The sequence below is a fragment of the Serratia grimesii genome (genome assembly GCF_900186025.1).
GTDB classification, from domain to species: Bacteria; Pseudomonadota; Gammaproteobacteria; order Enterobacterales; family Enterobacteriaceae; genus Serratia; species Serratia grimesii.
The window spans coordinates 1985318-1998753 of sequence record NZ_LT883155.1; the positions used below are offsets into that span (position 1 = coordinate 1985318).

Annotated in this window: 13 protein-coding genes; 8 read left to right on the forward strand and 5 right to left on the reverse strand. The window is 53.4% G+C overall.

What is annotated here, in order from left to right; all coding sequences use genetic code 11:
- The first annotated feature begins 151 nt into the window (after nt 1-151).
- The 3 genes from mdoG (at nt 152) to SGBXF1_RS09375 (ending at nt 4681) form a co-directional block, all read left to right on the forward strand.
- A complete protein-coding gene (mdoG, locus tag SGBXF1_RS09365) occupies nt 152-1720 on the forward strand; it encodes a glucans biosynthesis protein MdoG (RefSeq protein ID WP_172479776.1) in 1569 nt (522 codons plus the stop codon).
- Nucleotides 1713-4274, forward strand: coding sequence for a glucans biosynthesis glucosyltransferase MdoH (gene mdoH / locus SGBXF1_RS09370; protein WP_061807743.1), 2562 nt, complete (start codon nt 1713-1715; stop codon nt 4272-4274). The genes mdoG and mdoH overlap by 8 nt, the downstream gene beginning before the upstream one ends.
- A gap of 161 nt (nt 4275-4435) precedes the next feature.
- The gene (locus SGBXF1_RS09375) at nt 4436-4681 is read left to right on the forward strand and encodes a YceK/YidQ family lipoprotein (protein WP_172479777.1); all 246 of its coding nucleotides are present in this window, start codon (nt 4436-4438) and stop codon (nt 4679-4681) included.
- Between the two features lie 2 nt (nt 4682-4683).
- Here the strand turns inward: SGBXF1_RS09375 and SGBXF1_RS09380 are convergent, their stop codons facing one another.
- The gene (locus SGBXF1_RS09380) at nt 4684-5232 is read right to left on the reverse strand and encodes a GNAT family N-acetyltransferase (protein ID WP_186428255.1); all 549 of its coding nucleotides are present in this window, start codon (nt 5230-5232) and stop codon (nt 4684-4686) included.
- A 65-nt stretch (nt 5233-5297) separates the two neighbouring features.
- Nucleotides 5298-5675, reverse strand: a complete 378-nt coding sequence (locus SGBXF1_RS09385) for a MysB family protein (protein ID WP_037423934.1) — start codon at nt 5673-5675, stop codon at nt 5298-5300.
- 208 nt (nt 5676-5883) lie between these two features.
- Here SGBXF1_RS09385 and leuA point away from each other — a divergent pair, with 208 nt between their 5' ends.
- Nucleotides 5884-7554, forward strand: a complete 1671-nt coding sequence (leuA, locus tag SGBXF1_RS09390; RefSeq protein ID WP_186428256.1) for a 2-isopropylmalate synthase — start codon at nt 5884-5886, stop codon at nt 7552-7554.
- On the opposite strand, the gene SGBXF1_RS09395 is transcribed toward leuA, so the two are convergent.
- Nucleotides 7539-8300 carry an AraC family transcriptional regulator gene (locus SGBXF1_RS09395; RefSeq protein ID WP_061807766.1) on the reverse strand — a complete coding sequence of 254 codons (762 nt, stop codon included), beginning with the start codon at nt 8298-8300 and terminating at the stop codon, nt 7539-7541. The genes leuA and SGBXF1_RS09395 overlap by 16 nt on opposite strands.
- A gap of 141 nt (nt 8301-8441) precedes the next feature.
- Between SGBXF1_RS09395 and SGBXF1_RS09400 the strand changes: the two genes are divergently transcribed.
- The 4 genes from SGBXF1_RS09400 to SGBXF1_RS09415 are packed head-to-tail and all read left to right on the forward strand — an operon-like array spanning nt 8442 to nt 10006.
- Complete coding sequence (locus tag SGBXF1_RS09400) at nt 8442-8753, forward strand: ArsR/SmtB family transcription factor (protein WP_186428257.1); 312 nt, start codon at nt 8442-8444, stop codon at nt 8751-8753.
- Entirely contained in the window at nt 8750-9184 is a 435-nt protein-coding gene (locus tag SGBXF1_RS09405) for a YeeE/YedE family protein (RefSeq protein WP_186428258.1), read from the forward strand. The genes SGBXF1_RS09400 and SGBXF1_RS09405 overlap by 4 nt, the downstream gene beginning before the upstream one ends.
- 4 nt (nt 9185-9188) lie before the next feature.
- Nucleotides 9189-9608 carry a YeeE/YedE family protein gene (locus SGBXF1_RS09410; protein WP_037423924.1) on the forward strand — a complete coding sequence of 140 codons (420 nt, stop codon included), beginning with the start codon at nt 9189-9191 and terminating at the stop codon, nt 9606-9608.
- Nucleotides 9608-10006: a VOC family protein gene (locus tag SGBXF1_RS09415; protein WP_130380204.1), complete on the forward strand. Its 399-nt coding sequence runs from the start codon at nt 9608-9610 to the stop codon at nt 10004-10006. The genes SGBXF1_RS09410 and SGBXF1_RS09415 overlap by 1 nt, the downstream gene beginning before the upstream one ends.
- 49 nt (nt 10007-10055) lie before the next feature.
- Here the strand turns inward: SGBXF1_RS09415 and SGBXF1_RS09420 are convergent, their stop codons facing one another.
- Nucleotides 10056-11609 carry a peptide MFS transporter gene (locus tag SGBXF1_RS09420; RefSeq protein ID WP_037423918.1) on the reverse strand — a complete coding sequence of 518 codons (1554 nt, stop codon included), beginning with the start codon at nt 11607-11609 and terminating at the stop codon, nt 10056-10058.
- 473 nt (nt 11610-12082) lie between these two features.
- A complete protein-coding gene (gene mdtG / locus SGBXF1_RS09425) occupies nt 12083-13321 on the reverse strand; it encodes a multidrug efflux MFS transporter MdtG (RefSeq protein WP_061807737.1) in 1239 nt (412 codons plus the stop codon).
- Between the last annotated feature and the right edge of the window lie 115 nt (nt 13322-13436).

Genomic DNA, 13436 nt, shown 5'->3' on the forward strand with positions numbered 1-13436 from the left:
CGTCTTGTTGCGCGGCTTGCTACGCTGGTGTTTAGTCAGCTGCTTAAACAATGAGCCATAAACATGAACCATCCATTTATCATGTTGTCGGAAAGCTGAATAATCCATTAATATGGATTTAAATGATTTGAGCACACGAATAGGGGGGGATGTGCTAGTTAATATATTATCCAAAAAACCACGCGCCGCGAGCGTACGTTGGTTAGGTGCGACCGTATTGTTCACGCTGTTTACTTCGCAAGCATGGGCTTTTTCTATTGATGATGTTGCCAAGCAGGCACAGGATCTGGCAGGAAAAGGCTTTGAGGCTCCGAAGAGCAACCTTCCTTCTCAATTCCGTGAGATGAAATTCGCGGATTACCAGCAGATTCAGTTCAATCACGATAAAGCCTATTGGAACAAACTGAAAACCCCTTTCAAGCTTGAGTTTTATCATCAGGGGATGTACTTCGACACGCCGGTGAAAATCAATGAGGTCACTTCGACCACCGTCAAGCAGATCAAGTACAGCCCGGACTACTTCAACTTTGGTTCGGTGAAGCACGATCCTGATTCGGTAAAAAACCTCGGCTTTGCCGGTTTCAAGGTAATTTATCCGATCAACAGTGCGGATAAGAACGACGAAATTATGAGCCTGCTGGGCGCGAGTTATTTCCGCGTAGTGGGTAAAGGGCAGGTTTACGGGCTTTCCGCGCGTGGTCTGGCGATTGATACTGCACTGCCTTCAGGCGAAGAGTTCCCGCGTTTCCGCGAGTTCTGGGTCGAACGTCCTAAGCAAGGCGACAAACACCTGGTGATTTACGCGCTGCTAGATTCACCGCGCGCCACCGGGGCTTATCGTTTTGTCGTCTATCCGGGCCGCGATACCACCGTGGATGTCGAGTCTAAAGTATTCCTGCGCGACAAGGTCGGCAAGCTGGGCATGGCACCGCTGACCAGCATGTACCTGTTCGGGCCGAACCAACCTTCGCCAACCCTGAACTACCGCCCGGCGCTGCATGACTCCAATGGTCTGTCAATCCATGCCGGCAACGGCGAGTGGATCTGGCGTCCGCTGAATAATCCGAAGCATTTGTCTGTCAGCACCTATCAGGTCGAGAACCCTAAAGGTTTCGGTCTACTGCAGCGCGGCCGCAACTTCAAGGATTATGAAGATCTGGATGATCGTTACGATCTGCGTCCAAGCGCCTGGATCGAGCCGCGTGGCGATTGGGGCAAGGGTAAGGTTGAACTGGTGGAAATCCCAACGGCGGATGAAACCAATGACAACATCGTTGCTTTCTGGACCCCGGACGTATTGCCGGATGCCAAAACGCCGCTGGCGCTGAGCTATCGCCTGCATTTCACCCGTGACGAAGACAAACTGCATTCGCAGGACATTGCCTATGTTAGCCAAACCATGCGTTCTACTGGTGACGTGAAACAGTCGAACTTGATCCGCGAGCCAGACGGTAGCGTGGCATTCTTGGTTGACTTCGTTGGTCCAGTGCTGAAAGGCCTGGACGGCGCTACGCCGGTTGCCGCGCAAGTGAGCATTGGTGATAACGGCGAAATGGTAGAAAACAATGTCCGCTATAACCCCGTGACCAAAGGCTGGCGTTTGACGCTGCGTCTGAAAGTTAAAGACGACAAGAAGCCGGTAGAAATGCGCGCAGCGCTGGTCAATGGTGATAAGACCCTGTCTGAAACCTGGAGCTATCAGCTACCTGCCAATGAATAAGTCTACTCAACTTGCCCAAGATTATCTTGCGGCAATGCCTCTGACCGCTGAGCGGTCAGAGGCGCTTAAACCACAACCGGGTGTAGATGACGCTCAGGCACTGGAGGCGCTCCATCGTAAGATGGGCGCTGCCGATGCCAACGTTAATACGCTGTCGGCGGATGACGTGGCGTTGGCCTCGGTCAAGGCGCGTATTGAAAGCGCCTGGCCGGATGCGGTCAGCGACGACGATTTTGATACCGATGTGGAAGGGCGTAGCATTCTTAAGGCCACGCCGCCGATTAAACGTACCCGTATGTTCCCAGAAGCTTGGCGCACCAATCCAGTCGCGCGCTTTTGGGATTCTCTATTGGGCCGTTCGCCGCACAATCGCCATGCATCCAAAGAGGAAGCCGCTGCGGAAAACCGCTGGCGTGTGGTCGGCTCTATGCGTCGTTATGTGCTGTTGGTACTGATGCTGGTGCAGACAGGTATCGCTACGTGGTACATGAAAACCATTTTGCCGTACCAGGGTTGGGCGTTGATCGATCCGATGGCCATGTGGGATCAGGACTTGATGCAGTCAGTGTTGCAACTGCTGCCTTATGTGTTGCAAACCGGCATTCTGATCCTCTTCGCTATTCTGTTCTGCTGGGTATCGGCGGGGTTCTGGACTGCGCTGATGGGCTTCTTGCAGTTGCTGATCGGCAAAGACAAATACAGTATCTCCTCTACCATCAAGGGTGATGAGCCAATCGACCCGGCGCACCGCACCGCGTTGATTATGCCGATCTGTAACGAAGACGTTGAACGCGTGTTCGCCGGCCTGCGTGCGACCTATGAGTCCGTTGCCGCCACCGGCCAGCTCGAACATTTCGATATCTACGTGCTGAGTGACAGCTATGATCCGGATATCTGCATGGCGGAACAGAAAGCCTGGATGGAACTGTGCCGCGACGTAGACGGTCATGGTCGTATCTTCTACCGCCGTCGCCGTCGTCGTGTGAAGCGTAAAAGCGGCAACATCGATGACTTCTGTCGTCGCTGGGGCGGTGAGTACAGCTACATGGTGATTCTGGATGCTGACAGCGTGATGAGCGGTGAGTGCCTCACCGGTTTGGTACGCTTGATGGAAGCTAACCCGAACGCCGGTATTATCCAGTCTGCGCCGAAAGCGTCAGGCATGGATACGCTGTATGCTCGCGTGCAACAGTTTGCTACCCGGGTCTACGGGCCGTTGTTTACGGCAGGCCTGCATTTCTGGCAGTTGGGTGAATCTCACTACTGGGGTCATAACGCGATTATCCGCGTGAAGCCGTTTATTGAGCACTGTGCGTTGGCACCGTTGCCGGGTGAAGGCTCCTTTGCTGGTTCTATCTTGTCACATGACTTCGTAGAAGCTGCGCTGATGCGCCGTGCCGGTTGGGGGGTGTGGATTGCTTATGATCTGCCGGGCAGCTATGAAGAGTTACCGCCAAACCTGCTGGATGAACTGAAACGTGACCGCCGCTGGTGTCACGGTAACCTGATGAACTTCCGCCTGTTCCTGGTCAAAGGCATGCACCCAGTACACCGTGCAGTGTTCTTGACCGGCGTGATGTCCTATTTGTCGGCACCGCTATGGTTTATGTTCCTGGCCTTATCTACTGCGTTGCAGGTGGTGCATACCCTGATGGAGCCGCAGTACTTCCTGCAGCCACGTCAGCTGTTCCCGGTATGGCCGCAGTGGCGTCCTGAACTGGCGATCGCGCTGTTCTCTACCACCCTGGTGCTGTTATTCCTACCTAAGTTGCTCAGTATCGTGTTGATTTGGGCGAAAGGTGCCAAGGAATACGGCGGTGGTGTGCGTCTGTTCCTGTCAATGCTGTTGGAAATGCTGTTCTCGGTGTTACTGGCGCCTGTACGTATGCTGTTCCATACGGTGTTTGTGGTCAGTGCTTTCCTCGGTTGGGAAGTGGTGTGGAACTCGCCACAACGTGACGATGATGACACGCCATGGAGTGAAGCTTTTAAACGTCATGGTTCACAGATGTTGCTTGGTCTGGTTTGGGCGGGTGGTATGGCCTGGCTGGATCTACGTTTCCTGTGGTGGCTGTCGCCGATCGTCTTCTCGCTGATCCTGTCACCGATCGTTTCGTCTCTGTCGAGCCGTGCGACGTTGGGGATCAAGAGTAAGCGCGCCAAGTTGTTCCTGATCCCGGAAGAGTATTCTCCTCCGCGTGAGCTGTTGGCGACCGAAGAGTATTTGCAGCTTAACCGTGAGCGTGCCCTGGCGAATGGCTTTATGCATGCGGTGGTTAACCCGTCATTTAACGCATTGGCGGCGGCGCTGGCGACCGCGCGTCACCACTTGCGCGGTGCTATCGAACGCAATCGTGAAGAGCGGGTGAATGAGGCGCTGCAATTGGGTCCTGAGAAGTTGGTGAAGGGCAAACGCCTGGAGCTGCTAAGCGATCCTGTTGCACTGTCGCGCTTGCATCAGCGTGTTTGGTTGCTGCCGGAGGGTGTCGCCTGGCGTGAACACTACCAGCAATTACCGCACAATGAAAAGGCACATCCGGTAGGTCAGCGTTAAACGCTGAACCGGTAGTCTAAACGGGGAACATGCTAAGCGTGTTCCCCGTTTTTTTGGCTTGTTGCTTACGTAATGCTGACAATCTGAAAGGCAAAAACTATGTTAAAATTTGCTCCGGGCGTTGTTTACTTTCAGAACAACCAGGGCTAAGAGTCAATGTGGTGAATTTCTCTTCTTTTCTTCGGCTGGCATTATTGGCAACAGGCGTGGCGCTGTTAACCGGCTGCGGCAGTATTATCAGCCGCACAGTACCGGGCGCCGGGCACGGCCATCAATACTACCCGGGTGTGCAATGGGATCTGCGTGATACCCCATGGCGTTATGTCACGGTGATCGATGTGCCACTGTCGATGGTGGTGGATACCTTTATGCTGCCGTTCGATGCACAGCACGGGCCTTACGAGTAAGCCTATTCCCGGGTGGCAAACACCAATAGCTGATACCCATGTGGGCCGCAGTGGAAGGGCGCCAGCACCGTCATATTTAGTCCTTGCTGATGGGCAGCCAGTGAATGCGGGTTGCTGTCGTCAATAAACAGGGCGCCAACGTCGAAATCTTCCTGGGTGTGCGCTTTAACGGCGGCGAACAGCTGTTTCAGTACGCCTTTGCCGCGCCAGGCGGGAGCCAGGCATACTGGACCGTACATAAACACCCGTTGTTCACTCAAAGGTCGTCCCTTGAATGACTCTTCGGCAAGCTTTTCCAGCATCGCATCCACTACCGGCGGGCGCGGTTGTGCGTCCGTGGTCATCAGGCAAACAAAGCCGGCCAACGTCTGGTCTTCAACCGCTACCAGAATACCGAGGGCCTGGTTAATACGGGCCAGTTGCGCTTCGTTCATACTCGAAACAATAAAACCCTGACGCTTTTGGCTGTCGCTTAAATTGGCAGGGGTATTTTGTGTTTGTAGCTGCAGAATTGCAGAGTAATCTTCGGGGCGCGCCTGGCGGATAATCATACTGCCTCTCTGAAAATGATGGGGAGTTTATGGGCGGGATATTGCTCGCTCCCGCCCGCTATCATTCAACGTTCATCCCACTCGTCGGCGGCAGTCTGGCCCTCTTCGGTATCCAATGGCGGATCGAGTTGGAAATCACCTTCTTCCCACTCGTGCAGCGTGTTTTCCTCTATCCATTCGGCGCTAATTTCGACTTCGTCATAATCACCGTCAAAAATGGCTTGGGCAGCTGCACCACTGCGAAGTGTCAGACATTCGACCGATTCGCCCTCTTGCTCGAAAAACTCGGCCTGCCACATGGTATCACCATCCAGCATCACGTATTTTTGCAGATTGAATTGTTGTGGTACCGGCGGTTCCTCATCGTTACCACCTTCTGCAGATTCAATAAATTCCTCGCGTGCTGCTTCAATCGCATCTTCCAGGGTTGCATACAGGCTCATATTCGTCTCCCGTCCCATGAGGTTAATAAAGGATCTTTAAGGGCGCAAAGCGCCATGGCTAACATCAGAATTAATTGTTGCCGCACTGGCGCAGGATGCAAATTTTTTTGTTGTCCGTTTTGCGACGAAGGTTGTCCGCTAAGCAGGAGCAGGGGATCACGCCGCGGGAAATAATAAGCCATTGCTTATGACTGCCCAGGAGATCGCCATGTTAACCAATCCATCAATCAAATATCGCCCGTTCCCACCGGTGACGTTACCTGACCGCCAGTGGCCAGGGCGCAGCTTGCAGCAGGCACCACGCTGGTGTTCCAGCGATCTGCGTGACGGCAATCAGGCATTGGCGGAACCCATGGATAATGTTCGCAAACGCCAGTTCTATCAGTTGTTGTTGGCGTGTGGATTCAAAGAGATTGAGGTGGCATTTCCTTCTGCGTCCAAAACGGATTTTGATTTTGTCCGCTCGTTGATCGATGAACGACTGATCCCGGATGACGTCAACATTCAGGTATTGACTCAGTCACGTGATGATCTGATTGATCGAACTTTCGAGTCGCTGCGTGGCATTCCGCGTGCCATCGTGCACTTGTATAACGCTACAGCGCCGATGTTCCGTGAAATTGTGTTCAAACAGGACAAGGCGGCGACGGTTGCGCTGGCGGTGAACGGTGCGCTGCGCATTCGCCAGCAGTGCGAGCAGCAACCGGAAACGGCCTGGACCTTTGAGTACTCACCGGAAACGTTTTGTTTTACCGAGCTGGAGTTTGCGCTGGAGATTTGTGAAGCGGTTGCTGATGTGTGGCAGCCCGGCCCAGGGCGGCCCATGATTATCAACCTGCCGGCTACGGTAGAAGTGAGTACTCCGAATGTGTATGCCGATCAGATTGAGTGGTTCTGTCGTCGCTTCAGTCAGCGTAATAGGGTGACCATTAGCGTACATCCGCATAATGATCGGGGGACTGGAGTGGCCTGTGCCGAACTGGCGATGCTGGCCGGTGCTGATCGGGTGGAAGGCTGCCTGTTCGGTAACGGTGAACGCACCGGCAATGTTGACCTGGTGACGCTGGCGCTCAATCTGTATACCCAAGGCATTGCGCCGGGGCTGGATTTCAGCCAATTGAAGCAAGTTGTTGAGGTGGTCGAACAGTGTAACCAATTACCGGTACACCCACGGCATCCTTATGCTGGCGAGCTGGTTTTTACTGCCTTCTCCGGCTCACATCAAGATGCGATCAAAAAAGGGTTTGCCGCCCAGCAACATCGACAGGATGGTCTGTGGCAGGTGCCTTATCTGCCGCTTGATCCGGCGGACGTCGGTTGCAATTATGAAGCGGTGATTCGGGTTAATAGCCAATCAGGAAAAAGTGGTGCGGCTTGGTTACTGGAACAAAACCATGGGTTGTCGTTGCCGCGTGGGTTGCAGATTGATTTCAGCAAGGTGGTACAGCAAGAGACGGATGGCAGTGGCAAAGAGATGACCACTGCCGAACTGTGGCGTTTGTTCCGTATCAACTATGGCTTGGTGGAACAACCGCGCTTGCAATTGTTGAGCTATCAGACTGAAAGCCACAGCATCGAGGCCTACAGCTTCAGTGCTCGCGTGTTGTTCGATGGGCATCAACAACGGTTACTGGGGGTTGGGAACGGACTGCTGTCCAGTGCGGTGGATGCGTTGCGCCAACGTTTTGGCTTGAGTATGGCAATAGAGGACTATCATGAGCACACGCTGGGGCATCAGAGCCACAGCCGTGCGGTTGCCTATATTCGCTGTACTCTGGCGCATGGTGAGGCGGCTTACGGTGTGGGTATCGATGTCGATTCCGCCAGCGCCTCGCTGCAAGCGTTATTTAACGTCGCGGCGCGCTACCTGGCGAAGTAAGCGCTGGGTGCAACGCCCATCAAACGACGAAACATGGCGCTGAAAGCACTTGGGCTGTCGTAGCCTAAATCCAGCGCCACTTCCAGCACTGAATGCCCAGCAGCCAGGGCGTTCAATGCGGCCAGTAAACGGGCACGGCGTACCCAATCACCGAAGCGCAATCCTGTTTCTCGTTGGAATCGGCGTGACAGTGTGCGGCCGCTAACGTTGATGTAACGGGCTGCCTGCTCTAATTCCCAAGGGTGTGCCAAGGATTGCTGAATATGCCTGCACAACGTCAGCAAGGCTTCGCTGCGTGGTTCTGGCAAATTCAACGGCAGAATTGGCAGGATACGCAACTCATCGAGGATCAGTTCCATGATTCGCTCTTCACGCCCGCCGACGGGATAATCCGCCGCAATATCCATCGCGCAAACAATCAGTTCACGCAGCAGCGGTGAGATTTGTACTACCTCGCAGCATGCGGGTAGGTCAGCGCGTGCCAGCGGATCGACCAACAGGGCCCTTGCAGCCACTTTGCCGGTGATGCGTAGGCTGTGTTCAACCAGTGCCGGCAGCCAGACACCACGCCCCGGTGGCACCACCCAGCTGCCCTGACGGGTATTAACCTGTACGACACCACTAAGGCTATGAATTAATTGCGCGCAGTCATGGTAGTGAGGCGGCTCGAAGTCGCCGTGTTGATAATCTTTGGAGACCGGCACAATTGAGCGATTGGCGGGCACGGCGCCATGGAAAAGCAGCATTATTAGGGCATCCGAATACACGTAAAAATCATAACGGCAGCATGCCATGCTGACACCTTTCGTACCAGCCTGTGGCAGAGTGATAAATAATAGTATATAAATATATAATATATTATTTGGTAAATTGTTTGGGGTGAAGCAATGAACATTAACAGTATGCGACAGGCCGCAGCGCAAGCAGGAACGCTCCTGCGGGCATTGGGTAATGAGGACCGTTTACTGCTGCTTTGCCAGCTCAGCCAAGGCGAAATGTCGGTAGGAGAGTTGGCACTGGCGCTGGATATTCGCCAGCCAACCCTTTCACAACAGCTTGGTGTATTGCGGCAGGAAGGGTTGGTGTCAACACGTCGTGAGGGTAAGCAAATCTACTACGCCGTGAGTGACGAAAAAGCCTTGGCGGTTCTCCATACGTTGTATCAACTCTATTGCCCACAAGCCGGAGAGGCACAATGACCATTGACTGGCTGCACTTCACACCTGTGTCCTCTCTGATTGGGGGCGGCATTATCGGTATTGCGGTGGCGCTGCTGTTGCTGTTTAACGGCCGCATCGCGGGTATCAGTGGAATTACCGGTGGCCTGTTAACACCACAAGGTAAAGAGAAGCTTTGGCGGGCCGCATTTCTTGTCGGGTTGCTAATGTCTCCCTGGCTGTATCGTATGGCGGCGCCGTTACCAGAAATGTCGGTCAGCGGCAGCAGTTTATGGTTGATTGCTGCTGGCTTGCTGGTTGGTTTGGGAACACGGTTAGGCGGTGGCTGCACCAGTGGTCACGGTGTTTGCGGCACGGCGAGATTAGCTCCGCGTTCGCTGGCGGCCACGGCGGTATTTATGTTGCTGGGCTTTATTACGGTATGGGTAGTCCGTCACTTGGTGGGAGCTTAACACCATGTTCAAATTACTGTTTGCTTTACTGAGTGGCGTTATCTTCGGTCTTGGTTTGATTATTGCCGGGATGGCTAATCCGGCCAAGGTAGTGGCTTTTCTCGATATTACCGGTCGGTGGGATCCGTCATTGGCTTTGGTCATGGTGGGGGCGATAGCAGTGGCGGCTCCCGCATTCCTCTGGGCACGCCATCGGCAGCGTACTTTGCTGGGCGAGGAGATGCAGATTCCAACCAACAGACGCCTTGATCGTCGTTTACTGGTCGGCAGCGCGCTGTTTGGCATTGGCTGGGGTATGGCAGGCATTTGCCCGGGACCAGCCTGGGTACTTGCCGGGGCAGGATCCTTGGCTGGCATACAGTTCGTTGTGGCGATGTTGGTGGGAATGGCCCTGTATGAAACGATTATGATACGGAGAAAATAATGGCAATAGCTCATGCTGTACTGCGCATTGCGCGTCCGACTGATCGCCTGCAGGCAATTGCGACTATGTATTGTCAGGGGTTGGGGTTTGCACGGTTGGGTGAGTTTGAAAATCATCAGGGTTTTGATGGCGTGATGGTTGGGCATCCGCAGCACGGTTACCACCTGGAATTCACCCACCATCGTGGGGTCAAAGTAGGGCAGGCGCCGACCCAGGACCATTTGCTGGTATTTTATCTACCCAGCGAGGATGACTGGCGTGACGGTTGCTGTCGTATGCTGGCTGCCGGTTTCCGGCGCGTCACCGCTTACAATCCTTACTGGGATCAGAGTGGGCAAACATTCGAAGATCTGGACGGTTATCGGGTGGTGTTGCAACAAAGGGGCTGGGAAGCATAAAAAAGCCAGCGCACGGGGGCGCTGGCTAGAGGGTTAAGCAAAACCGTTATTAGGCATTGGTTGCCGGTTTTTGTGTGCTTTTACCCTGGGTATTTTCCATCATGCGACGGATCGGTACGATCAGCAGAGTCAATACTGCAGCACAGATCAACAGCGCAATAGAGCAGCGGGCGAACAGGTTTGGCAGCATTTCCAGTTGGTCGGCTTTCACGTGGCCACCAATCAGACCCGCGGCCAGATTGCCCAGCGCACTGGCACAGAACCACAGACCCATCATCTGGCCGCGCATTCTCTCTGGCGCTAACAGGGTCATGGTTGCCAGCCCGATTGGGCTAAGGCATAGCTCGCCCAGCGTCAGCATCAAAATACTGCCGACCAGCCACAGCGGGGATACGCCTGCGCCACCATTGCCCAGAACATTCTGTGCTGCCAGCATCATCAGACCAAAACCTGCAGCGGCAAACAGAATACCGATAACAAATTTGGTGATGCTGCTCAGGCGCACTTTATTGCGTGCCAGAGCCGGCCATGCCCAGCTAAACACCGGAGCAAGCAGAATAATGAACAGGGCATTGATTGACTGGAACCACACCGCAGGGATTTCGAAGTCGCCAATCATACGGTTGGTATAGTCGTTGGCGAACAAGTTGAACGATGTTGGTTTCTGTTCGAACGCTGACCAGAAGAAGGCTGCGGACACCAGCAAAATAAAGCATACCAGCAGGCGTGCGCGTTCTTTACGGCTAAGGCCCGCAAACACGAACAGGTAAATGAAGTACAGGGTTACCGAGGCGGCAATGACGTATACCAACATGCTGGCTACGGCGACAGGGTTAATCACGATGATGCCTTGGGCAATCAGGGTAACAACCACGGCTACGCCGATGGCCAGTGCAATCAACCAGGCGCCAACACCATTTTTCTTGGCAACGGGGCTATTCCAGGTCGAGTCCAGGCCAACTTCGCTGTCATAGCGTTTCATTGCCGGTACGGCAAAGACGCGGAAGATCACCAGCGCTACCAGCATACCGATACCGCCGATGCCGAAGCCCCAATGCCAGCCGTGAGAACGGATCAACCAGCCGGAAATCAGCGGGGCGATAAACGAACCCATGTTGATGCCCATATAGAACAGCGAGAAGCCACCGTCACGACGGTTATCGCCTTTCTTATACAGTGTGCCGACCATCACCGAGATACAGGTTTTAAATAAACCAGAACCCAGCACGATAAACATCAGGCCGATGAAGAACAGGTTATTGCCCATGACTGCGGACAGCGCGATCGACAGATGACCGAGGGCGATCATAATCGAGCCGTACCAGACGGCTTTTTGCTGGCCAAGCCAGTTATCTGCTAACCAGCCGCCAGGCAGTGCGGCAAGATACATACTGCCGGCGAAAATACCCACAATTGCGGAGGCGTTTTCACGTGCCAGCCCCATACCGCCGTCATAGACCGTCGCGGCCATAAACAGGATCAGTAACGGGCGAATACCATAAAACGAGAACCGCTCCCACATTTCTGTAAAGAATAGGGATCCCAGCGGATAAGGATGGCCGAAGAAGGTCCGACTTTCTTGTTTATTAACAGAGGATTGCATAACGTCTTCCCAATAAAATGCGCCGCATTGATGCAGCTTATACTGTGGTATGTATGTGTATTTAAGGAAGGTGACCCACCCAATGCGGATTACCCGACAAAACCGCTGCCGCAGCGCCCGTTAACCGTGGAAAGCGCATTGGCCTTTTTTCACTTAGCCAATGGTTTACATTGGGCGTGATATTATTTAACCATTTGATAACTGGATGATGGTTTTGTCTAGTCCCTGTATCCCATTTTTTAGATGAAAAGTCGACAAACATCTCCTTTTCTGGTTTTTATGTTGGTTACGAAAGGAATGTTATTGACAGGTGGTTTATTGCGCTAAAGATTGATTATTTGTATAAAAACAAATGGTTAAATTAGACTTGTGTTTGTTGTCGTTACCGGAGGGACTGTGTGAGGTATCAATACTAAAAGTAGGGTAAACAGGCCATCGGCCCATTTAGGTGAGGGAGTTGGTGATAAATACAGCTATTGCTCTTCCTGCAGGGTATCTTCTCTCATTCGTGCCGGACGCCGTTGGAGACACCACCAGGAATAAATGGCGTTGAATAGCACGACCAATGCAGTGACGCAGAATACCGTGCGAAAGCCATAACTGGCGGACACCGCTGCACCCAATAGCGGACCACTGACGTTGCCGATATCACGGAAAGACTGGTTATAACTAAATATTCGTCCGGCGACTTGGTTGGTACAGTTGTAGATCAGCAGTGTTTGTACAGCCGGTAATAGCGCTCCGTCGGCAGCGCCAAGCAAGAAACGCAACACGCCCAGTTGCCATGGCGTTTGCACGAAGGCCATTGGGATCAGCAACAACACCGAGACAATCAGCATAACTACCAGAATGCGTTCAGGGCCGATCCTATCGCCCAGTTTGCCCAACCGGGGGGCACTCATCAGCGCTGCAACACCGGGCACCGAGGCGATCAGGCCGCTGACAAAGGCCAGGTTATGGATATTGCCCGCTAAATCGCGGACATATAGCGTCAGAATGGGGGCAATGGATCCGGTAGCAATTTGAATAATCATGGTCGTGACAAACAGACTGAGGATCAGCTTGGGGCTTTTTAGCGCAGCGAACACTTGTCGGGCGTGCAACATGTCCTTTTTCTGTACTGGAGTGAATTGTTCTTTGACGTACAGTAGCGTTAGAACAAAGCAGACCATTAGCACGGCAGCAGTGATATAGAACACCGGTCGTAAGCCGTATTGGTCGGCTAACAGACCGCCAATCAGTGGCCCAATCAGTGCACCGCTGACGCCGCCGGTGGACAGAGTGCCCAAAGCCCAACCGCTGCGATTGCGTGGCACCTGCGTGGCAATCAACGCGTTGGCATTGGGAATAAAACCCCCGAGAAGACCCAGTACCGCCCGCAGCGCCAAAAACTGCCATATGTTCTGCGCCATTCCCATCAACAACATCACAATCGACATACCCAACGCCGATCGTAGCAGCATGAGCTTACGTCCACGGCGGTCAGCTAATCCACCCCAGAATGGGGAGGCAATAGCGGAAAACAGGAAAGTGATACTGAACACCAATCCCGACCACATATTCAACGCTTCGTGGCCGGTAACACCAAGAGTCTCCACATAAAGCGGAAGGAAAGGCATGATCAGGCTGAATGCGGCACCGGTGAGAAAACACCCTAGCCAAGTGACAAAAAGATTGCGTTTCCAGTTGATGGGTTCTGGTGCCGAAGCCATAAGTGCCTGCTGCAGAAGAGGACGCTTTGTTTTTGCGTGGTGGCAAAGGGACAAAGCAAAAAAAGTTAGCCTGGTAAGTATGCGCTTAATTATAGACGGCATCAATTGATGTGGC

Excerpts from the sequence above, each read along its gene's own strand:
- SGBXF1_RS09405 (WP_186428258.1), top strand. The coding sequence starts at position 8,750 with ATGACCATTGACTGGCTGCACTTCACACCTGTGTCCTCTCTGATTGGG.
- leuA (WP_186428256.1), top strand. The coding sequence starts at position 5,884 with ATGTTAACCAATCCATCAATCAAATATCGCCCGTTCCCACCGGTGACG.
- SGBXF1_RS09420 (WP_037423918.1), bottom strand. The coding sequence starts at position 11,609 with ATGCAATCCTCTGTTAATAAACAAGAAAGTCGGACCTTCTTCGGCCAT.
- SGBXF1_RS09410 (WP_037423924.1), top strand. The coding sequence starts at position 9,189 with ATGTTCAAATTACTGTTTGCTTTACTGAGTGGCGTTATCTTCGGTCTT.
- SGBXF1_RS09380 (WP_186428255.1), bottom strand. The coding sequence starts at position 5,232 with ATGATTATCCGCCAGGCGCGCCCCGAAGATTACTCTGCAATTCTGCAG.
- SGBXF1_RS09400 (WP_186428257.1), top strand. The coding sequence starts at position 8,442 with ATGAACATTAACAGTATGCGACAGGCCGCAGCGCAAGCAGGAACGCTC.
- SGBXF1_RS09415 (WP_130380204.1), top strand. The coding sequence starts at position 9,608 with ATGGCAATAGCTCATGCTGTACTGCGCATTGCGCGTCCGACTGATCGC.
- mdtG (WP_061807737.1), bottom strand. The coding sequence starts at position 13,321 with ATGGCTTCGGCACCAGAACCCATCAACTGGAAACGCAATCTTTTTGTC.
- SGBXF1_RS09395 (WP_061807766.1), bottom strand. The coding sequence starts at position 8,300 with ATGCTGCTTTTCCATGGCGCCGTGCCCGCCAATCGCTCAATTGTGCCG.
- SGBXF1_RS09385 (WP_037423934.1), bottom strand. The coding sequence starts at position 5,675 with ATGAGCCTGTATGCAACCCTGGAAGATGCGATTGAAGCAGCACGCGAG.
- mdoH (WP_061807743.1), top strand. The coding sequence starts at position 1,713 with ATGAATAAGTCTACTCAACTTGCCCAAGATTATCTTGCGGCAATGCCT.